The sequence below is a fragment of the Mesorhizobium sp. LSJC269B00 genome (assembly GCF_000502815.1).
Classification (GTDB): Bacteria; Pseudomonadota; Alphaproteobacteria; order Rhizobiales; family Rhizobiaceae; genus Mesorhizobium.
Map to the genome: position 1 here is coordinate 16393 of NZ_AYVN01000003.1, position 22428 is coordinate 38820.

At 57.5% G+C, this 22428-nt stretch carries 10 protein-coding genes, 1 pseudogene and 1 other annotated feature; of the genes and pseudogenes, 1 reads left to right on the forward strand and 10 read right to left on the reverse strand.

The window, feature by feature from the left end:
* Nucleotides 1-69: 69 nt before the first annotated feature.
* The 5 genes and pseudogenes from X771_RS01000000164800 to X771_RS156655 all read right to left on the reverse strand — a co-directional run bounded on the left by X771_RS01000000164800 (nt 70) and on the right by X771_RS156655 (nt 15218).
* A pseudogene (locus X771_RS01000000164800) lies at nt 70-1216 on the reverse strand (IS3 family transposase).
* Nucleotides 825-933 (reverse strand) — a sequence feature (AL1L pseudoknot). Its footprint overlaps the pseudogene before it by 109 nt.
* 200 nt (nt 1217-1416) lie before the next feature.
* A complete protein-coding gene (locus tag X771_RS156675) occupies nt 1417-3984 on the reverse strand; it encodes a DEAD/DEAH box helicase family protein (protein ID WP_084566734.1) in 2568 nt (855 codons plus the stop codon).
* An 847-nt stretch (nt 3985-4831) separates the two neighbouring features.
* The gene (locus tag X771_RS156665; RefSeq protein WP_023687332.1) at nt 4832-8302 is read right to left on the reverse strand and encodes an AAA family ATPase; all 3471 of its coding nucleotides are present in this window, start codon (nt 8300-8302) and stop codon (nt 4832-4834) included.
* The gene (locus X771_RS156660; protein WP_023687333.1) at nt 8299-9558 is read right to left on the reverse strand and encodes a DNA repair exonuclease; all 1260 of its coding nucleotides are present in this window, start codon (nt 9556-9558) and stop codon (nt 8299-8301) included. Before X771_RS156660 ends, X771_RS156665 begins: the two co-directional genes overlap by 4 nt.
* 71 nt (nt 9559-9629) lie before the next feature.
* A complete protein-coding gene (locus X771_RS156655) occupies nt 9630-15218 on the reverse strand; it encodes a DUF3320 domain-containing protein (protein ID WP_023687334.1) in 5589 nt (1862 codons plus the stop codon).
* Between the two features lie 476 nt (nt 15219-15694).
* On the opposite strand from X771_RS156655, the gene X771_RS1000000166490 reads away from it, so the two are divergent.
* A complete protein-coding gene (locus tag X771_RS1000000166490; RefSeq protein WP_081731062.1) occupies nt 15695-16582 on the forward strand; it encodes a thermonuclease family protein in 888 nt (295 codons plus the stop codon).
* A 33-nt stretch (nt 16583-16615) separates the two neighbouring features.
* Here X771_RS1000000166490 and X771_RS156650 read toward each other — a convergent pair whose 3' ends face one another.
* The 5 genes from X771_RS156650 to X771_RS156635 are packed head-to-tail and all read right to left on the reverse strand — an operon-like array spanning nt 16616 to nt 22424.
* On the reverse strand, nt 16616-17770 hold the full coding sequence (locus X771_RS156650; protein WP_023687335.1) for a DUF4236 domain-containing protein: 1155 nt from the start codon (nt 17768-17770) through the stop codon (nt 16616-16618).
* A 59-nt stretch (nt 17771-17829) separates the two neighbouring features.
* On the reverse strand, nt 17830-18870 hold the full coding sequence (locus tag X771_RS156645) for an OmpA family protein (RefSeq protein WP_031198374.1): 1041 nt from the start codon (nt 18868-18870) through the stop codon (nt 17830-17832).
* Nucleotides 18867-20180 (reverse strand): membrane protein, encoded by a 1314-nt coding sequence (locus tag X771_RS1000000165855; protein ID WP_023687337.1) that lies wholly within the window; start codon nt 20178-20180, stop codon nt 18867-18869. The genes X771_RS156645 and X771_RS1000000165855 overlap by 4 nt, the downstream gene beginning before the upstream one ends.
* Nucleotides 20180-20998, reverse strand: a complete 819-nt coding sequence (locus tag X771_RS156640; protein WP_023687338.1) for a hypothetical protein — start codon at nt 20996-20998, stop codon at nt 20180-20182. Before X771_RS156640 ends, X771_RS1000000165855 begins: the two co-directional genes overlap by 1 nt.
* Nucleotides 20991-22424: a hypothetical protein gene (locus tag X771_RS156635; protein ID WP_023687339.1), complete on the reverse strand. Its 1434-nt coding sequence runs from the start codon at nt 22422-22424 to the stop codon at nt 20991-20993. The genes X771_RS156640 and X771_RS156635 overlap by 8 nt, the downstream gene beginning before the upstream one ends.
* Nucleotides 22425-22428: the final 4 nt, after the last annotated feature.

Below are 22428 nucleotides of genomic sequence, written 5' to 3' on the forward strand. Positions count from 1 at the left end.
GGCTCAACGAGATCGCTCAGCTTCGCATTATGAACCGCACCGGGTTTTCCGGAGGCCGTTTCGTTTGAGTCACGCCGCCATGGCTGGCTCCTCCAGGCTGGCATAATAGCGTTCCTCGGCTTCGGCCGGCGGGATGTCGCCGATGGGCTCCAACAGCCGGCGAATGTTTGAACCAGTCGACCCATTCAAGGGTCGCGAATTCGACGGCTTCGAAGTTGCGCCATGGTCCCCGTCGATGGATCACCTGGGCCTTGTAAAGACCGTTGATCGTTTCGGCGAGAGCATTGTCGTAGCCCTCGCCGACGCTGCCTACCGAAGGCTCGACGCCGGCCTCCGCCAGGCGCTCGGTGTATTGGGCGGCCTCTGTCGCTGTGATGGATGAGCCTGCCCCCCTGCGCGGGNCCCGCCAGCCGACGATCCTTCGCGCATAGGTGTCGACGACAAAGGCGACATAGACGAAGCCCATCCAGGTCGCGACGTAGGTGAAGTCGGAGACCCACAGCATGTTCGGCGCCGGGGCATGGAACTGGCGATTAACGTGATCGAGAGGGCAAAAGTGCGGCCTTGTCGCTCACCGTGGTGCGGATCGGCTTGCCGAGGATGATGCCCTCAAGACCCATGGCCTCATCAGGCGGGCAACCGTGCAGCGGGCGACGTCGAAGCGCTCGCGCTGCAACTGCCGCCAGACCTTGCGAACGCCGTAGACGCGGAAGTTCGCCTCGAACACGCGTCGAACCTCATCCTTCAAAGCCTCATCCCGCTTCGCCCGAGCCGACAGCCGGGAAGGGATCGATGCGCTTGGCGACATGGTCGTGGTAGGTCGACGGGGCGATCGGCAGCACCTTGCAGATCGGCTCGACTCCATGCGCCTGGCGGTGATCGTCGATGAACGCGATGAACCGGCGGTCGAGCTTCGCCTGGGCAAAATACGCGGAAGCCTTGCGAAGGATCTCGTTGGCCTGGCGAAGCTCGCGGCTCTCGCGCTCCAAAGCCTTGAGTTTCGTCGCCACATCCGTAGGCACACCGGCGAGCACGCCACTGTCGCGCCGGCCTTCTTCACCCACTCATGCAGCGTCTGCGCCGTGCAGCCGATCTTGGCGGCGATCGACGAGACCGCCGCCCACCGCGAGGCATGATCGCCTTCGTGACCCAAAACCAGCCGCACCGCACGGGCTCGGACCTCGGGAGAGAACTTGTTGGTCGCCTTGCTTGTCATGGCTCCACCTTCTCAGGAGTTGGAGCCTCCGATCAACCCGGGGCGGTTCATAGAGCAGACTCACTGGCCCGGATAGCGTTGCCCGTGCCGTCTCTACCTAGCTCCGGATTGGCGCGGGGTCGATGGGCACGGGGGGAAATCGCTTTCGCAGCCCCTACGAGTTGGCGTCACAAGTTAGCGACCCCAAAACTTGAGAACTATTAAGTGTCTCGCAGACGGATACCTCGAAGCCGCTCAAATATGGCATCTGGCTGCCATTCGGCTCTAGCGCACACCGCCGTCATCTCCGCATAGCGGTCCAATGGAGCCATCCGCTGCAAGCTCCTAAGCATCTGCATTGTGTCTTCAAAGAGGGCCTTAAAGCGCGAGGTGTCAGATGCCCACATAATCTCGGATGGGGCCGCTTCGGGGGATTTTTTTGGAAGCGCGGCCACGATGATCAGACCGAGAATCTGACTCTCACCATGGCTTTGAGATACCCATTGAAGATGGTTATAGGCTTGGCCGACATCCGCCGCGTTTACCACACTGTCCTGCCGCTTTTTGCTTTTCAACTCGACCAGAATGCATTTTGAGGCCGAAGGAGATAGCCAGAGAACGTCAAGTGTGCTGTTCGTGTCAGACTCTTGTTCAGGGCGCGTCGCCTGGAATCCAACCAACTCGCCTAGGGTTCTCAGTGCTTCTTCGTGTTCACTCGCGGACCTGCTCTGGTCGAATAGCGGCGAAATCCTGCGCTCATATTTTGCAAAATGGTCGTTCTGAATCCTCACATCGTTGATGAAAATTTCAAGCAACCTGGAATGAAGTAGATTCCTCGGCTTTTGTTCCTGCGCCGCCGACTGGGTTGACTGAGGAATAGGCAGCGCAAGAGTATGATTTGTCCGGGATTTCGCTTCGGAGTATTGCTTTGCTGCGGCTTCAGTATCTCCTTCAAGCTCATACGTCATTCCGATTTGGATGTTGTACCACCCTGCTAGCCGTCGATCTGCTACAACAACCCTGTCCACGATTTCACCGAGCGCCATCCTCGCAGCTTGGGAATTGCCATCCCAAATGAAAGCTCCAAAATCAGCCTCAGCTAGGGCAGCCTCCGTAAGTAGCTGGTCATTGTCCGCCGCCTGCAAGCGTTGCTCTTCGGTAACGTCCAGACCGCGTACCGAATCTGTATAGTAAGCGAGCCAGTTTGGGTCACGGCTGACCATCTGGTTCACCAAGGCAGGGAATGTCGTAATGTCTTGAATTGTGAATTGCTGGACCATTGATTTGCCTAATAACAGTTGCCGTCTGAGCAGATCCGGAAGATGGGCTAGGTTGCGCGGCGTCATTAGCCAGGACACGAGCTGCGGATCCACTGCAAAGATAGCCGAATAGTCGTTGCGTCCGCGATTTGTTCGGCCAAACATCTGAGTGATGCGATTAGCTAGCTTGGCAGCGAAAGAATTCCGCATTTCCAAGAAATCGAACAGGTAGGACTCGTACAGCGAAAAGCCTGTCGGCAAGCCGTCAGCCAGCATTACCCGACAGGTAGCATGGGGCAAGTCGATCCCATCCACACGGCCAACCAACACGAAAGCGCCTGGGCTTGTAGATTTCCGAAAGGCATCAAGCGCTTCGGTAAATTGTCTTTGCGGCGGGGGCGACGCGATTTCACGATATTTCTCTGCAGCCGCATAGCTGGATGTAGTAATGAGGAGCTTATTAGAGCCTGCCAAGTACGCCGCAACGCGAGCAGGTTTGACATTGCCAACCCCCGCTTCGGTGAGCCTTGACGACTCCGTTAGTATGATCATCCGCTCGCCCATGCCAGCATCACTCTCCGGCTCAATTTTGAGCGAAGGTCGCTTTCCGAAGGCGCGGCAAAAATCTACCTCGCTGGTAAGAGTCGCCGACAAATAGACTCGCCTAACTGCGGGATCGGTAAGGTAGTCGATACGCTTCGAAGGGAGGAACGCGGGAGCAATCTCGATGGAGGAGCGGGAGATAAACATTGGGCAGACGTGGAGATGGTCGGCCAAATGTTGGAGCGCATAGGCAGTTTCACCTTCGTAGAGGCCGTGCTCGCGGAGTATCCCGAGTAGGTTCTGCTCTTTGCTGAGCGCAAGCATAGCTGGCGGAGGAACCAGCACCACGCGATGGACAGAGCCCCCAGAAATAACGTTGTGATAATAATCGGCCCGGCCAATTGCCACAAAATGGGGTCTAATGAGCTCCACAAGACGAGCAAAAAGCTGAGCATGGTCGTCAGAAGATATTTTTAGCGTATAGCAGTCTCGTATTATTTTTTCTGCAACGTGTGCATCGTCAAAGATAATTGCCTCCGGTCGGTTATCTCTCTTAAATACTGATCGGCTGTTAAAAAGAGCCTGATAATTTGTCAGGCAAAACCCTTGCCCTGTGATATAAAGTTCGTTTGAGAAACTTCCGCCCATACGCGTGGAGTGAGGGAAGCCCAACTTGTTTGTCACTTCACGAGAAGTTTGAGTGACCAAATCATTTGTGCCGCACAGATACAGGACACGCGCAGTACCCTCGTTGACCAAGCTTTGGGCGATGAGAAGGCCTACCAGTGATTTGCCTGCGCCGGTATGCAAGGAAATCAAAACATCTTTCTTGTCTCTCGCAAGATTCCATTGTTCCAATGCTTTTGATTGCCCCTGCCATAGATCGTTGGGCGACTCAGCGAGAGCGGGCGCATTCCGAAAGATTTCGACTGGATTTGTTGGGCGAGATGCACCCGAAGGCCTATTCAGGCTGCTGAAATCAAACATGACGCCAATCCTCCAATCAAAGACAACATTTTTGCTGAGTCGCCCCGTGCGAACAAGCTCACCACTGCGAAATTTCCGGCGTTAATCGAAATCTATTCGGCCGGGTCTTTTCTTAATACTCGCCGACGTTATTCTGAGGGCAGCTGTACGGCCTCCACTAGTGCCCTCTTCGCCTTCTCCGGGTCCTGCCCCGCGTAGCCATGCTGGCTTAGATCCAGGCTCTTCGCCCGTTGGCTATCCGATGCCCGACCACCCAAGTTATAGTCCACTCGTCAAAGCTCTCTGCCCCTGCAAGCATGGTAGATGCCTATCCTCCGGGGGCAGCACGAATGCATTTTCGGCAAGCGTCCTAGCCCTGAACGACCTGATCTTATCCTTGTAGTGCTGGGCGGAAGGGTTACGCCCCTTGAAGGGCTGGCGGTGGCGATACAGTCGCGCACCGCGATGCCACCCGACCACCACGCGCGGATCTTTGCCTTCCTCCGGAGCCGTCCAAACGATGTCGATCCCGTCGACAAATTCGTCGTGCTTGCCTGAACCCAAATTCTGGATGCGCACCTGCCGTTCCAATTCGCCCTTAATCGTCTCGAAGCGCCGTAAACGTACCCGTCATTGGCTGCAACAAAGTTGCATTCTTCGGCGCAATAACCCTGCTTACTCGAAATGCCCCGCCACCGAGAGGCGGGTCATCCGCGCTCCGCCCGGAGTAGTCGTTCATCCACGCAACATTGCAGAACAAAATAGGCATTTCTCAGCCTCTATGGGACGTCATGATGGATTCGATCGAAGGTTCCTATGTCAGCCGAGTTGGTTAGTTGAACCGTTTTGACGCGAATTCTAATCGAGCCTAATCCAGCTGGTGAATGGTAGATTGTGGCACAACAGCCTTGGCGATTTCACATAGGTGCTTGTGGTGCGTGAGATAGATGACCTGACCTGTGTTCGCCATCTCCCCAAACAATCTAAAAACTTCCTCCGAGCGAATATGGTCGAAGGTTTCCATGATGTCGTCGGCGATGAAGGGAACCGAGGGCCGGAATTGGGCGAACTCGTAATAACCGGCGAGCCTCAGTGCTAGGTAGAGCTGAAAGCGCGCGCCCTTTGAAAGCGCATCGGTGACCTTGGATTGCCCGTCACCCTGCACCGCGATGAGAACCTCACCACCTTTTACAGGCTGGGTTGTCAGCCCCGAATACTGGCCACGCGTCATTAGCTTGAACGCGTCTGATGCGCGCGCCATCATCCCGGAGCGGTGGCTCTCACGGTAGAGCCGCAAAGCATTTCCGGCCGACATAATGCCAAGCTTCAGTTCGATATAACGGGTGGCCTTCTCCTCGATTTCCAACAGGGTCGTGCGCCGTTCGGCATCCAGGCGAGCAACCGCACTATCACCGCCGATTGCGTCCAGCTTGTCGGCCGCGCGCGTCTGCCGGATCAGCTGTTGCTGGATGGTTTCATCGAACTGGCGAAGCCGCTGCTCGCCCTCAGCCTTCTCGACCGCGAGGCTGTCGAAATCGATCGCGTCCAGGATCGAGCGTGCCTGGTCGAATCCATCGACTGCGAGTTCCGCCACTACCCGTTCCTCAAGTTCGGCGACGGTAGTGCGCAAGCCGTCGCGCTCACGCAGCAGCTCGTCGCGTTCGACTACCTCGGACAGAGTGGCGACGCCAAAGACGCCCAGCACTTCATTCTTGCGGCGTTCGTGTGCCGAAATCTCGGTGTCGAGGATTTCGCGCGCCTCCTTGAGGCGCTTCAGCTCGTTGCCGAGGCTTGCCTTCGTTTCACGTGTCCGCTCGGCACGCTCCAGGCGCTCGGCAAGGCGGGTGGCCAACTGCTCCGGCTCGCCATCCTTCGTCGGCTCGTCGGCTTCGACCGCAACGGCGATGACCTCGACCAGAAAATTGGCCCTGTCGGCCTCCATCTTGTCGATACGCAGCTGCAGATCCTCCCGTTCCTGCAGGCTTCTTGACAGTTCGGCCAATTGATCGAGCACAGCGCCAACGCCTGACGCGGACAGACCGCTTTCGAGCCACGTTCCCTTGAGCGCTTCGGTAATGCCGGCCAGCCATTCCTCCTCGCGACGCTCCGCCACCCCTACCGCAACCCGTCGGGCAGCTAGATCCTCTTCTTTGGAACTCACCATCCTGAGCGCCTCGGCATACTCGGCGTCCACCTTGCGCTGCCGGTCCAGAAACAGCTCCGCGATGGCCATGATTGCTTCGAGGGTGTCGCCGGGCTCTGATACTATGCCGACACTTTCCAGCGCCGCTCTCATTTCCAAGTGTATCTGCTCGCCGGCGTCAGCGGCTCGCTCGGCTTTCAAGCGAGCAAGTTCGATCTGCTCCCAGGCAGCGAGCGCATCGCTGCGCGCCTCGATCTGATCCTCGATCCTTTCGATCAGGCGCTCAGACGAAGGTTCCAGGGCTTCTCCGAGGAGGTCGCTGGCGGCCACACGGATTTCCAACAATTGGGTATCCGCATCCTTGACGAGCTGTTGGCTTTGGATGCCGTTTCGTGACAGGTTGGCCGTGGCCTCGGCCAGGGCACGCGTCATTGCCCGGATCTCGGCCAGATCCGCCGCGCCGGCCAGCCGGCCTGCGCTGGCAACGTCATCGCGCGTCAGTGCCACGGCAAAATCGTCAGCGGTGTCACCAGTCAACACTGCGCGGTGCGTTGCCCACGCATCATCGCGGAGACGGCGGATGGCGGCAGCCGCTTCATCGTCGACAACGTCGACCGAGGCTCGAAGGGCATCCAATCGTGCGGCGAGCATTGCATGGTGGCCCTCGTATTCGGCGAGGCGTTCGGCAAGCACCGCGGTGTTCCTTGCCAGTACTGACGCTACTGTCTTCCAGGCGGCAATCTGCCCGGCGCTCGGAACCGCAACGTTGACGAGAGCGAGGGCATCTCCGTTCCATGGACGCAAGCGAGCCAGCGATGCCTTCCATCGGATTGTTCCCGCATCTCCCGCCTCGCGAGCCGTCTTGATCTCTGCCTTGTGTCCGCTTGCTCGCGCTTTCGACAAAGCCGAGCCCAGCCTTGCCCTGGCGGGTTCGGGCACCGCCCTTTCCTCGCCGACCCGCTGCCTTGCCACCTGCAACGCATCGAGTGCTGCCGCCGCCTCGTCGCGGGCGGCGCGCGCGCCCGTAGCAATACCGGACCTCTGCTCGACCATAGCGCGAACGACGCCAACTGTGACGGCAGGCAGAAGCAGTGCGGCAGGATCCGGCTCGGAAGACCGGCCCAAGGCGGCAAGGCAGCTTGCCACGGTGTTGTTGAGGATTTGCAGCCCCATCCTGCGAGTGGGCAAGTCAAAGCCAGCCGCGGTATGGCGCACCTTGCCCTCCGCAAGGCTGCGAATGCGTTCGGAAATCGACAGGATCCGTTCGTCCTCGTCGACCGCAGTGACTTTTGCCGACAGCCGCTCGACCTCATCGATGTTTGCGGACAGTCGCGTTCTGAAGCTGGCATCGTCATCGATTAGTTCGGTGACACTTCCCGTCCATGTCCGGGCTGGGGAGGTGATGTCCGGCAGCTGATCCAGCCGGGCAATCTTGCGGCGCATATCCGCCAGCATCGGCGCAGCACGTACGTAACGAGCAATGGTATCCAGCCTGGCCACCAGCACCGCCCGATCGCTGATGGTTCGGCCGTACTGCTGCGATGCATCGAGACGTTCGGCCTCCAGCCCCTCATAGGTCGATGCAAGTGTGTCGATCGCATCCCTGCGCGACTTCACGTCAACAAGGCGCTTCTTCAGCAGCGCCAGTTCGGTGCCATGCGCCTGCTTCCGATACAGCGCGTCTGCTTCGGCCTCGAGGGCGTTCAACGTGTCGCTTGCGTTCCCAAGACCGGCGCTGGCCGTGAAGAGGAGCTTGCCGAGGTCGCCCCGCGATTCCAGGATCGATTTTCCGCCGGCTTCCAGCGTCTCGTCATCGAGTGAAAACATAGTCGTGTAAGCGTCACGCGACAGTCCGGCGAGATGCGCCGTGATCGCCACCTCGCTCATCGATTGGCCCGTCGCGTTCAATAGCGAATTAGTACGCTGTTTCGTACGCGTGAACGTGTGCTCGGAGCCGGCCAGTTCCAGAACCCCACCGATGCGCATGGCGCTGTACTCATGCAGGAAGTTGTAGCGGCTCCGTTCCTCGATGCCGAACAGCAAATCTAGATAGGCGGAAAGCGCTGTCGATTTGCCGGCCTCATTCAGGCCAAACACGATATGCAGATCAGGTCCGGATTCCGGTTTGGGTCCGAAGTCGATCGTACCATCGGTGAACTTTCCATAGCGAATGAGGTCAAGGCGCTGCAGCCTCATGACGCTCCACCGGACTTAAGGCGGGAAGTCACCAAGTCTGCGCCCTTGGAAAGCACCTGATCGAGGAACCGTTCCAGCCCGGCTTCGTCCTTCCCAGCAAAATCCCGTCCGTCGGCCGGAAGGTCGGCGACCATCCTTTGGACGAACGCCCTCGCCTCGGCGCGGAAGGCATCCGAGGTGGCATCGGCGCGCATGGATTGCTCGAGTTCGAAAATTGGATCAGCAATATCCTCGGCCGTCTCCGCCCGAGGTGGCGCGAGGTCAAGCTCGAGCTTCTCCACCCACGTATGGCCTAGCTGTTCCGCAGCCTGTTCGGCTTCGGCAAGAAGGAGATCTCTGTCGCGGATCAGCGCCCATAACAATGGTGATGTTCCTGTTAGGCCAACGCGGGCCACAGCATGACGCGACCGGACGGCGGCCCGCATCTCTTCGAGTGCGTTTCGAACACGCGCGACGGCCTCGGACCACTCCACTGCTCCCGTAAGGTCGACGCTGACCCTTTCGAACTGCGCAACGCAGGTCAGCCTTTCCTCGATCTCCACCGAACGGTCGTCTCGCACCGTCACAAGGGTGACTGATTTCTCGCCGGCCTCGTTGATATCCCTCCCCTGCGGTATTCCCGGCATCACCACCGTGCTTGCGCCGGAATGGACTTGGCGAAGATGAATGTGGCCAAGCCCCCAATAGTCGAAACCGTGGGCGTGCAGGTCAGCGATGCTGCAGGGCGCGTAAACGTCGTGACCGGGCGATCCGGCCAGACTGGTATGCATGATGCCAATATTGACGGCTCCTTCGCGAGCAGCCGGATATTTGGGCAGCAGGCTGTCCGGCGCCTTAGGGTTCGCAAAGCTCAAACCATGGAAAACGACGTCCACACCGCCGGCTGTCTGCAATACCGACTGAGCACGACCGCCAAAAATGGTCACGGTGTCAGGAAACACCAGCTGTTTGGAAATCCGCGACAGGGCGTCATGATTGCCGCGGATCTTGAAAACCCTGATGCCGGCCTGGTGCAGGCGTGTCATCTGCGCTGCCAGGAACCGCGCCGTCTTCATCGAGGTTTGATCACCATCGTATAGGTCGCCGGCTATTACCAACGCATCCACGCGTTCCTCTAGGCAGAGATCCACTATCGAAACGAATGCCTGGCGGCTGGCGTCGCCCACGAGCCCGGCAAGATCGGGATTACGCATCGCGAGCGAACGCAGCGGCGAGTCGAGATGAATATCGGCCGTGTGTACGAATCGAAATGCCATTCGGCCTCCGCCAGCAAAAGAGGTGTTCCGAGCTTCAACAGAGATTGCAACGAGGGCTCTACAATGCCCGGTCACACTTCAGCTAATGCCTCGCTCGCGGACTCGCCGGCCACCAACAAACCGTCTTGGGGCCGCAGCAAGCCTTTGGCAATCAAATCGGCGACCCCAGCTGAAATCAACTGCCGCAATTGTGCACTTGTGGCTTTGAAGCCCAGCATTCTCGCAACGGTTATTGCGATTTCTTCCTCCGTCGCACCGAGGTTGGATTTCACGACTTCCATGGCGCCTTGGGCGACTTCGTCCTGCGCAATCATTTCGGGCTTGCGCAATCCAGCGGACACGACGCCGCTGCGATCCCTGAGACGAACAGGAGCACCTGGCTTGAAGCAGAAGCTGCCTCGACGGGCTACTGCACCACCTCTCTGCGCTAGGCCTACCCCTCGCTCGATTGCATCCTGAATCCTGCCACCGGCCCGCTGCAGACCCCACGCGCCCCGAATACGCGAAACTATTTCGTCGACATGGATTGGTGTTTCTATAGCCACCACCTGCTCGACCAGTCCGGCCATGATTCCGCTGGGCGTCTCGTGGAGTTCGAACGATCCCGGTCGGTTTAGTTCGGCCTCTTCGTAGGCTCGATTGGGTATCTCGGATCCCTTTGTGCTTTCGAGACCGAGTTCCGTCACGTTGCCTCTGTCGACCGTAACAACCTGCACGGCTACAGCACGATTTCTCTGGACCCCCAATTCGGCCCGCTCATCGAGCTCTTTTCTCGCAGCCTCAATCGCTAATATGGTTCGCTCCAGCTGCTCGCGTGGCCTCTGAAACCAGTCAGCGTTCCAGATGCGATGGATTATCCAACCATGGTCTTCCAGAACAGACTGCCGTAGCCGGTCTCGATCTCGGGCCGAGCGCGACGAATGATATTCTGCGCCATCACATTCGATGCCAAGAATATAGCGGCCTGGCCTCTCCGGATCAGCAACCGCGAGATCGATGAAGAAGCCTGCAATGCCAACCTGAGCATGAACCTGGTAACCCTTTCCGATCAGCGCGTTGGCTACCTGCTCTTCAAAGATTGAATCCATTTCGCGAACCGTGGCCTGGGCAAGCGAAATTCGCCCTGTTCTCGCGTAGTGCAAGAAGAGCTTGAAGGCGAAGATGCCTTTCCCTTTGCCACGCTCCAGGTCTATGTCCTCGTCTGTGATGGACGCGAATACTTCGCAGCTGCGCTTGGCGCGGCTTATGAGGACGTTGAGCCGACGCTCGCCGCCTTCCGCACCAAGAGGGCCGAAACGCATGGCCATGTACCCCTGCGCATTCTTGGCATACCCCACTGAGATCATGATCACGTCGCGCTCATCGCCTTGAACATTTTCAAGGCTCTTGACGAAGAATGGCTCGCTGGGGTGCGCGTGAAAGAACTCCTCCGTATCGGGATTTAGTCGCCGCAGCCCTTCGAGTTCATCCTGGATCGCGCGGCGTTGGCTAACCGAAAATGTTGCAACGCCTAGAGTCTCTCGCGGGTTCACCTTCGCATGACGGATGATCGCTTCGGCTACTGCTCTCGCCTCTACCGGATTGGTTCCTGTGCCACCGGAATCGAAGACCCCCTCTGGCACATGATGAAACCGCAACCCCATGCCTGCCTCTTGAGTATAGGGGCTTGGCACGATGAAAAGCCGGTTCTCGTAGAACTGGCTGTTCGATACGGCGATCAGAGATTGGTGACGGCTACGGTAGTGCCAGCGGAGCATACGCTGCGGCAAGCCGCGGGCCGTGAACAGGCCGAGGATGCTTTCGATGTCGGCGACCTGCGCGCCCTCACCCTCGTCATCTTCAGACTGCGAGCCTGTCACCTTGGCGAAGAATGTCGTGGGTGGCAGTTGGCGTTCGTCGCCAACAACGACCACCTGATTGGCCCTGGCGATCGAGCCGAGCGCGTCCACAGGCTGTATCTGAGACGCCTCGTCCATCACAAGAAGATCGAAGGACATCCTGCCGGGCGACAGGAATTGGGCCACCGAAAGCGGGCTCATCATGAACACTGGCTTGAGTGCCTGGATGGCAGGCCCTGCCTTCTGCATCAACTGCCGGATAGGCATGTGGCCCCGTCTGCGCGCCATCTCAGAACGAAGCAATCCGACTGGTCCAGCTCCGCCGTCTCTTGAAGGAATTTTTCGGTGATGAGCCGTCACAACTTCGATGGCACCGGCCTTGATCCTCTGTCGGTCCAGATCCGCGAAGTCACGTACAGCCCTGGAATGCAATTCCCCGTCGAACCTTGCCAGCTCCGGCTCATCGGTCGCCATCGCTAGAAACATTCGTTCGTAGTAGGCCATATCGAAGACTGATCGCGCCGATCCTGTTGTAATCTGGCCGTCGGCCAGGCCGTCTATCAACTGTCCCAGTCCAGCCTTTCGGGCTGTTTCGGATCGCTCTCCATAGGCAACCCATTTTGAGAGCTGTTCCTGATGATCAAGCCACCCCTCCAGTCGAGAAACAACCTCGACTATCGCGACGTCTGGAAAATCGTCTACTCCAAACAAGGAGGGAGCATCGGCTTTCAAATCCCCTGCAAGCGCCTTCAATTCCCGCGCTGCCGCTTGGGCCGCTTCACGCGCTGAACGCGCCAAGTTTGCGATCTCTTTTCTTTCAGGCAACCGCGCAGCCAAATGCCGGATTGAGCCATTTTCTCTCAGCCAAAGTTCGGCTTGCGCGAGAGCGGCCCAATCGGATCCTCGACCGAGCCACGACGAGCCGAATGCGAACTTGCCAAGGCTTTCCCCGTCCTCGATCTCTTGATCAAGCGCTTGTAGTCTGCCTAGTCGGCGTAGTATCTCCACCCGCTCACTGATCAGATCTGGAACGTCAGTCAGAACCTGTCGTGACGCGTCATCGGCTTGAGCTACAGTGCTTGCCTTCGCTTCCATCATTTGCAGCGAGGCCCGCTCGGCGGAAGCCACGTCACCTTGCAGGGATGACGCAAGGTGGCCTAAATCGTTCCAAAACCCCTCGATAATCGGCTGACCGATGTCGATCACCTTACGAACTCGGACCGCACGCGCGCCCGCTTCAGAGCGCTCCGCCATCCGCCCGGCTATAATTCGCGGTTCCGAGCCAAGTCCCCTCAGCGTGCGCATCCACTCCACTAAGGCCTGGAGTGGTGCCGAAGACGATCTCTCACCGCGCCAATCGGCTCCGAAGGCGGAACCGCCAAAGGCGTCGCCTTCGCGCACTTTTGCTGCGGCCGCCTGGCCCTTCATTAGAATGTCGAGGAGACCCACTATCTCCGCCGCAGGCGCGCTAGGGGCCACCAAAATAGTCCGCACAAGTGCAGTGGCACGACGGTAATCGCCATTCAATGCTTTCAATATTCCCGTGTGCTCGGCGAGCGCTTGCCGCGCCGCGGCCACGTTGGTACTCCAAGCGGCATCAACAACTTTGCCCTGAAGCTCGGCTCTAGCAGTCTCTAGCTTTGCTACGCTGTCGGCAAGGTCACCAGCCTGTTCCAGCCCGGAGTCCCAAACTGTGGCTGCGAATGCCTCAGGGCTCGCATCGGGGGCTGCCGCAACTCTCTCGCCGGTCATCACTAACCTGAGGAGTCCTGCAAGCGTGTCCGGTAAAACCGTAGACCCCAGTTCTTGATTTAGCCGCTCAGCTTCTTCTCTTAAGCGTGGGAGCAACACGGTTAGCTGGCGCGCACGAACGAAACCATCTTTCGGAAAGTCTGAAGGAAGCTTAGCAAGCTCTGTCTCGAGACCTTCAATTGGCGTGTCGATAGCCGTCGCCACCAACTGCTCCGACAGTTCCTCGGATTTGCGGTTGAAATCTGTTCCTGTCCAGAGAAGCGATGCAATGTCCTTTGGACGCTCATCCCAAACCGGCGAGACTAGCGCCTCGGCAGGAAGTCCAGGTGCGGACGCGAGAAGCTCAGCGCGATCTTCTACCTCGCCGCTGTCGCTGAGGATTTGCGGAGGCTTCGCCTCGATCCGCTCAGCAATATCGGCCAGTTTGGCGTGCAGAGCCTTTGCTTGATCCAGCGACGACGCAATGCGTGGGACGAGCCTCTCAATGGTCGTTGGTAGGACGACATCCAGGCCAACTCCCCGCCATGGGTGGTGGATCGGCAAGCCGATCTCGTTGATCCGCTGAGACACGTCATCGAGAAGTTTGCGACGTTGCGAGACACCGTCATTCGTCCAAGCGGTGGCATCCTCAAGTTCAATATCAACTGTCTTTTGCCCGTTCTGCCTTAGTCGGGTTAGCTGGCCAAGAACCTGGTATGGAGTGAGTTCGGACGTTCCAAATGGAACATGCATCCTTGTAGCATGTGCATTGAGTTTATCCCTAGCCTCCAGCAGGCGTTCAGTAAGGGAAGAAGCAAGCTGTCCGCGAGGCGATCCGAGTTGCCAGGTGCGCCGCAACTCCTCCAGCATCATGCGCTTGTTTGCCTTGTTGCTATGGAGCTCAAGGCAGGCGTCCCCCACCCCCGCAGTGTCAAGCCGTCGCTTTACGACCTCAAGTGCGGCCATTTTTTCCGCAACGAACAACACGGTCTTTCCATCGGCAACGGCCGACCCGATAATGTTTGCGATCGTCTGCGATTTTCCTGTCCCGGGAGGACCTTGGATAACGAGGTCGCGACCCTTTCTTGCATCATGGATCGCCAGCGTCTGAGAACTGTCACTGTCGACGATATGCAACATTTCGGCAGGCGCGATATGCGGATCAATCGCAATGTCGTCCGACATCAGCGGTTCGCGTGTTTCGAAACCATCTGAAAGAAGCGAGCGGATCTTCGGTTGTTCGATAATCTTTGCGCCATCCGGCCAGAGATCCGGATCCAGGTCACGGTACATCAAGAACTTAGCGAACGAGAAGAAGCCGAGCACCATATCATCGGCAAGAACCTGCCAACCCTCTTTGGTCGACACTGCTTCGGCAACGGCTTCGAGATAGGCCGAGACGTCGAAGTCGTCTCCTACTTCAGAACGCGGCAGGGCGAGCTTGTGAATGCGGTCGAGATAGAGTTCCAAGGAGAGGTTTGCGGTAAGATCTTCCGTACGAGCTCGCAGCCGAAACTTTTCTCCAGCGGCCCCTCGCTCCAGCCGTACCGGGACCAAAATGAGAGGAGCCTGACGGATGTTTTCTTTGTTGCTCGGGTCAATCCACTTCAGCATGCCAAGGGCCAGAAAGAGGATATTGACGCCCTGCTCTTCCTCAAGTGTGCGGGCATCGTGGTAGAGATCAAGGAGCCGGCGCTGCAGCCCCGTTGGGGTCATCCTCGTCTGAAGCTTGGTGTCAGAATGTCGCGCAGATACCCCTCTGTCGTCGAATCCTTCGTCCTCAGGCTGAGCAAGAGCAACGGGGGAATAGTCGATTTCCTCGTCTGGAGGGCTGCTTTCAACCTGGCCTGCCTTCGGCCGATCCGGCTTGCCGGCCAGGAAGGTAAAAGCCTTTCCTTCGCTCACCAGCAATCGATAGATCTCAGACGACCTCTCGTCGACAATATCGATCGTCTTCGCGCTCTTTGAAAACCGTGGCACATTCAAAAGTCGGTTGCGAGCAGAAAGGTCGAGCAATTCCATCCTGGCTCGCTCGAGCTTTTCCTTTAAAGGCAGATCGCTTTGGAAGACCGATTTTTCAACTTCCGACACTCACACCCCCCTGATAGGCTGGACACATAGAGCCTAGACAAGGGCAGTCCGCAACATAAAATGCTGGTTTTTCAACCTCGAATGGCTGCCACCAACACTTCAATCGTTTAGTATTGTGAGCACTGCGGCTTGGTGGAAAAATTGCGGATGTTTGTTTAATGTTCCGGACACTTCGCATCCCCACCTTGATCTCGAGGTTCCCTTTCGGACAAAATGCCATCATACGTGTGGACGAGGTGTTGGCAGCTCTGGCATCCGCCTCGCCGGCCACGACCAACTGGCGCACAAGCCGACTTCTTTTTGAATCGGCCTCCTAATTTCATTCCGAGAAAACTTGTAGGCTCCAGCGCGGAAAGATGGTCGTGTTTACGGAAAAGGTAACTACAAAGTCGTGACTTCGGGCTGATCTGCGAAGGCACCATGGTGTTCAAAGCGCCGAACTACAAGGCAAACCAGCGCCAGCGAAAAAGGCGCCTATGAATGGTGCAGAGGCACGTTACAAATCATGCAGCTTGCGTTTCGCAAAGGATCGGAAATTGAATAACAATCGCTATTCTCATCGTCGCCGCGCGCGACCAAGGCGCGGCGCTGAACCAATCGTCCGCAGACGTTTCTCTCCAGATGTGCGCTTGCCTCTGATCCTGGTGATCGTGGTGGCCTTGGCTGCTTACGCGACCCACTATTTTACAGGCTCGGGTGACCAGTTACGTGGTCTCGATATAGCAAACTCGGCCGGGTCGAGACGGGCGCCGATAGTAGGCATAGCATCGGTGATTGATGGAGACACGATAGAGATCCACGGGCAGCGCGTCCGCTTCAACGGCATCGATGCACCCGAAAGCCGCCAATACTGCAATGACGCTAGCGCACATCAATACCCCTGCGGGCGCCGGGCGGCCGAAGCATTGGCGAATTTTCTTGCGGCTTCGCAGCCTGTCCAATGCACATTTGTTTCATGGGATCGGTACCGTCGCTTCGTCGGTGATTGTCGGCGCGCGGACGGTGTCAGCGCCGCGTCCTGGATGGTCGAACATGGCCAAGCCTTGGACTGGCCCCGCTATAGCCACGGCGCCTATGCGCAACAGCAAACTAATGCTGAAACCGCAAAGGTTGGAATCTGGATTGGGACGTTTGACAACCCTTGGGATTGGCGCGAACAACATGCCGAATCTGCGAGCCCAACCAAAAGCCCCCTTGGGCTTGTCAGCCGTCGCCAAGTAGCACAGAGCTACTCATGCCAACCTCGCCGCTTGTGCACGCAGATTTCATCTTGCGAAGAAGCACGTTGGTATCTCGCCAACTGCTCATGGGGGAGCAAGTTGGATCGAGATAGCGACGGGATTCCGTGCGAAGGCGTTTGCTGACCTGGGCTCACGCTTTGAGCCCATCCCCAACCATCACTCCCTAGTGTGCGCATTTAGCGTTATGAATTGGCGGTCGGAGCTTCGATGCAATTGCGCGAGTGCCGATAGAGCCTGGCAAAAGGGCTGGCTGACGTTTGTCTTGGAAAATTCCACCAGCTCGTTAAGTCCGGACGGGCTAGAAAACCGCAACGCTTCGTAGCGGCATACAGGGATCTGCCGATTGTCTTTGAAGCGCTTGTCAGGCCCGCCGTTTTTGTTTGGGTGAGCCCAGGTGTAGCTCACGATCTCCGCATCAGATGGAACTTTGCCGGTCTCGATAAAATTACTCGGGGCGAATTGGGTCTGCAGATCGGCATATCCGACTGCGCCGTATCGGTTTCCGTCCTTCACCAGCACTAGGTCAGGCATGAAGAAGAGCACCTGCCGACCCACATGGATTGAAGGAGGAGTAACGTTGCTGCGTACAACCTTCGGCAAGGAGCTTGTAAGGGTCGTGGGCTTTTTGTCGACCAGCATGCTGGCCCCGGCATTTCGCTTCCAAGCAGTCAGATCCTCTATCTTGCCGCCGGCAGCGACATGCCATCTCCCTGCGCAGCCGGTGAGAGTTTCGAACGCGCCGACAAGTCGCCCGTAGGCGGCCTCCGCGTCTTTTTCCAGATCGTAATAGAGCACGCTCACCCGGCGGTAACTGTCAAACCATTTGCCAATGAGCATACCCGGCAAAAAGGCACCGATGCCCAGCACCGGTGCGGCACCTCCGAGCTTGGTCCCCACAAGGAAACCTGCAATCCCGAACAAAACCGCGAGTGCTACGGACAGCCGCGTCTGCGATTGCCTGGCATTGATTTCATCGAGCACATTGGCGAATGTCTCGTCACGCATTTCCACCACATCGCGGGACTCGATTTCTCTCATCACGACGCCGTCAGAGACGTATTCCGGGCGCGAGGATTGTGGACGGGGTTGCGGCGCAGATGGGGTCTGAGAGAGCTGAACTACCTTCTTCGCGCTGGCCTTGCCTAAAGTGCCACGATAGTAGAGCCCACCCACGCCGGCGTGGATGTAGTGACCTCTTGGCCCAGTGCCGATGCGGAGGCCCTTCACGCCAACGGAAGCGCCAACCCCACCGGACGAAAAGTTAAAGCGGAATGGTCCCGCACTGATCGATTTTCGAACGTAAAACCCCATAGCCCAATCCCCCCAACTCAACTGCCGTACCGACTAAGGCGCCAGTCTCTCGTCCCCATTCATGGCTTGGCGCCACCAACCGGCGCCAATTTTGATCGCTGCCTCACCCTAATCTCGATGCGCCTTCGAGCCCGTACATCGCCAATCTGCGCTCCGTCGGTGAGATGATCGCCGGGCAGGATGAGCTGACCACCAGACATCGGCAAAATCGTAAACCCCTTTAATGCGGGCATGTCACTGAGCACACTTGTAACTGAAATCGCGCGGGCCAGCCCAAGACCGGCATTGTCGGCGGGATGGAGTGAGCCGATTTCCACTTTCCCTGACAGGACCGGTTGGAGCCCCTTGTCCATGTTGGAGGATTCGCCCGCCATTGCCTGTTCGTCCGTGTGTCCAATTACCTCAATCACGTCGACACCGTACGAGGTCGCAGTCCCGGCGATGGTCTTCGCAAGATCGCGCAACTTTGTTTTGAAGGCATTCGAAAGCTCTGCGCTTCCGGTATCGAAATTATAGCCATCCAGTTCGCTGAGACTGATGATCGGCGGCCAATCGTGAGGTTTTGCTGCTTGCGTCGGCTCTGCAGCCTCCTTGAGCACATCAGCCAGATCCTGCAGCCCTTTGTCGGTGCCGGCGTAACCAAATTCTCTCAAGACCTTCGCCGCATCTATCATGGCCTTGGTCTGATCAATGCTTATGTCGTTGTCCGCAAGGACTTTCGCGACAGGGGCATTTCGCACGACCTCCTCCAGAGAAATACCTGCTTCCTTGACCGACTTAACAGCATCCTTGGCCAGGACCAGCTCGCGCCATTGTTCGTCGGGAACGGTTCCTCCCCTCGTGGGCTGAAACACCGCTTTTATCTGAGCCAGAAGCCGCTTGTTCTCGGCTTCGAGCCTCTGCACGTTTTCCTTGTTTGATTGAGTGGCTCGCAGTGCCTCATCGGTCTCTTTCTGCTTTTTCGTGATGATAGCACCGGCTGCTAGCAACAGGCAGAACACCAAAAGCAGCATCGTCTCGGCCATGGTCAGGCCCAGTATCAAACCGCGGCCAAAACCCTTGCGCTCGAAGGCGACCGAAGTCCCGCCAGCGTCACTCACCTGCCCCACCAACTGGTTCGCTTAGGCGGTTCCGTTCGTTCGGCGGGAGGCTCGCTTCCCAGAGTTTGGAAAGCGTCTGGTTGGGGCTCAGGCTCGACCCGAATTGGTGCGCTCTCGACGGTGTCATTTGCGGCCAGATCTGCCAGTGGCTGTTCAATCGCGATAGGAGCGTTGAGAGGGGGAACATGCCTCGGCGCGTGAAGGGTTCTTCCTGCCAAGGTTGCGACAAGGTCTCCGGTGTCCTTGCTTTGCTTTTGCACCACTGCGGCAAGCGCCTGGGTCAAGCGTTGTTGCGCTTGGACGCTCTCCGCTGTTTGCTCTGCGGCTGCCACAGCCTTTTCCACACCTGCGGCCACTTTAGCCACAGCATCAACGATGCCCGCCATGCGGGCTTCTTGTTCCTGCGAAGCCGTCTCTGTTTTGACAGCATACTGAGCGACCGCGCTGCCAAGAAGTTTCACCATCGGCGCCAGATCGTTCTTAAGGACCTCATCAGGGACGACAACCTTCTCCAACTTGGTGGCTACGCTTTCGGCCTGTTCACCCAGTCTGCCAACTGAAGAGGACATTGAGCTGTTGGCTTTGTCGAGCAGATCGGCTGCCGCCTCGACGCGCTGTGCGATCGACGAGAACTGACTTTCGATCTGCCCAAAATTGTGGCTCAAAGCATTGCTGAGCTTTCCCGAGGCCTCTTGAACTGGTCTGATCGATTCCATCGCGATTTTATCCAGGGCCGATCTTATGTGCTCTCCGTTCCGCTCCGCTTGAACGGCGATTTCGGCAAAACCCTCCTCCAACATCTGATTGCTTACGCGGCGAAAGTCAGCGAATTCCCTGGTTACACTTTCCATCTCGGCTCTTACACGCCGCGTCATATCCGCGAGTTCGTGCCTGACCGTCCGTTCGATGTCGGCAGGATCGCGGCGCATCTGATTGTAAAAGATCCGCAAAGCAATGCCCGTGATCGTCGACGTCACCGCGATACCAAAGTTCCTCACGATTGTGTCGGTGGATCCTTCGGAACCAAACTGAAACAGCGATACGCCGAGACTCGTCAACGTAAACAGGAAACCCATGTAGTAGAGATTGTCGCCTGTTTGCTCATCGTGGAGCCGTAGCTTGCCGGTGAAGACGGACGCGGCAAGATAGATGAGCATCAGGCACACCGGTGCGCTCGCCGCCATTATAGGGTCTGCGCCCGACAGCTTGGCTATTGCGATGAACACGCAGCCACCCAGGGTTAGCGTCGCAAAGACGAAAAGGGGCAGGCTCGGATGTCCTAAGAACGACTCCCCTCGCTTCTTGGCCATTAGTTTAACCCCTCCAACCCTACCAGCTTCTCAAAATCACCATGATGGCTTTGAACCCACCGGGTCCAGAACTCTGCATGTTCGAAAGAGCCAAATGGCTTCTTCGCCCTATCGACGTAGAGTATCGTAAACCCGACGCCATCGAGCGATGTCCCGTAAGTCCTGTCAGCCGCGCTATCAAGGTACTTCTGATAATCGAGACCCGAACGATATTGTGAGTACAGCGCCGTATGTTCGATCATATCTGACGCGACTATTATTCGCTTAGCGGTCTTCTCTTTCGCCAAACTGCTATCGAATAGCGACAGTTTGATTTTCTGAATTCCGGCCATGATCGGAGATTGGCTCGCGGATTCTCCATTGGGAATCTGGTCGGGAAGGTTCGTCAAAGGGTCCTCGAACGCATCTTCCCATTTCTTCTGCCGCCGAGACGGATTGTTCGTCCAGCTGTCGACCGTCGAGCCGTCGCCCGGATTGCATCCATCAAACATCACAGTCAGGTCGCCGGGCCTCGCGCCCAGCGTCAATATCTTGAGATAGCCGCCAGGCTCGACGCGCCCAATGGTCTTGCGGAATTCATTCTTCAGATCCGCCATGGTTATCGGCGAAATCGGGTCGGTGGCGTCGATCAAGACCGCTGTCAGGCTCACAGGTCCGTTCAGTGGGCAATTCGTGCTGATGTCGATTTGGTCCTTCCCGGATCTCGACCACATCCAAACAAAACCGGCCAGCATCACAGCCGACAGCACGGCCAATCCGGCTGCTGCGACAATTGTGCCGCCACTGCCTTTCTTTCTTCTGCGACCCCGCCTAGCCATTCACGCTATCCGGATGAAGCTTGTCGAGATCTCGGTACTGTTCGATCCCGCGCTCGCATTCCAGCCCGATGAGCCGCACCTGAGCGTTGAGTTCTTCCTGCGCGTCACGAATTGAGGCGCCCAGGTCCTTCTCGCTCCATTCATCGTCGGACGATATCAGGGGTTTTATGCGCTCAAGTTTGTAGGGTGTGGCAAAATGTTTTGGCGCTGGCTCTGTGCGGGCCTGGAAATTGGCCTCCCTGTACTTTGAGAGAAGCTGGTTGCAGGCTCGCTCCAGCTGGTCTTGATGCTGCGCAAAGAGCGTCAGCAGCCTCGACCGATGGTCGATGATCGCTCGATGCTCCCTGCGTCTGCTCCCCAGCCGCTTGACGATGTCCTCCACCTTCTCGTTGTGCTCATCGCGCACCTCTTGCAGAGCCTCGATGAGCTCGCTCTTGCGCTCGATGTAGTCTTCCCGGCGAGCCACCAATCTGTTTTCGACACCCGCATAGCCCGGGTATGGGTCGAGAACGAACCAGCCGTCGATAAACGCAAAGATCGAAAACATGAGACCAATGCCGAACAGAAGCCAGGATTTCACGTCCATAAGGCCAGCCGGATTGGCGAGCATGCTGCGCACGACCTCGACGCCGGCTCCGTCCACAAAGGACCCGCTAACCTCGCGGTAATGCGCAAGCGCTAGGTTTATGGTCAATGCCAAGCCGATATAGGCCACTATCGACAGCGCGCCGATCAACTTCACAAAAAGCGATCTGTGAGTCACCAGGCGTGCACAGAATATTGCGAGCAGCAGAGCGGCGCCGATGTTCAAAAACGAGAAAGCGGCGGCTTCGAGGAGCCCGCCAAAGAATCCCTGTTCATTTCCCTTTGCGAGGAAATTTCCGTTCATCGCCGTTTCAATGAGGAACAGGAAGATTAGCAGGGACACTCGGAAACCATGGGCCGCTCCGTGTTGAACCCTCACAGCCCGGACAAGCCCGTGCTTCTGTTTGAACCAGTCGTGTTCTTTCTCCGCATCGTTGAGCGATTTGCGCAATCCGTGAAGTTCGTCCAGGCCCACCGCGATCGAGGCCTTGAAATCGGAAACACTGGCGGCGTTCGCCTGACGGATCAGACCAAACTGCTCTTCAAAGTCGAGGCCAGCCAATCGGCCGGAGAGTAGCTGTAGGCTGTCTTCGAGTGTGTGATGTGCGGCCTTCTTTTCGTCCTCGACCCTCTCGATAACTGTGTGCTCTATATCGTCGAAATTCTTGGCCGTTTTCGGGGGCTGGTTAGCCTCGCCTCGCTGCGTTCCCCGACCTTCAAGATCCATTTCGCGATCAATTTTCGCGACATCCAAGCTATTGAACAATTGGGTGCTGGCGCGGAAATCGTGATTTGCCTCTAGTAGAGACTCCCGCAGTTTATTTAGCTTTTCGAATTTTATTCCC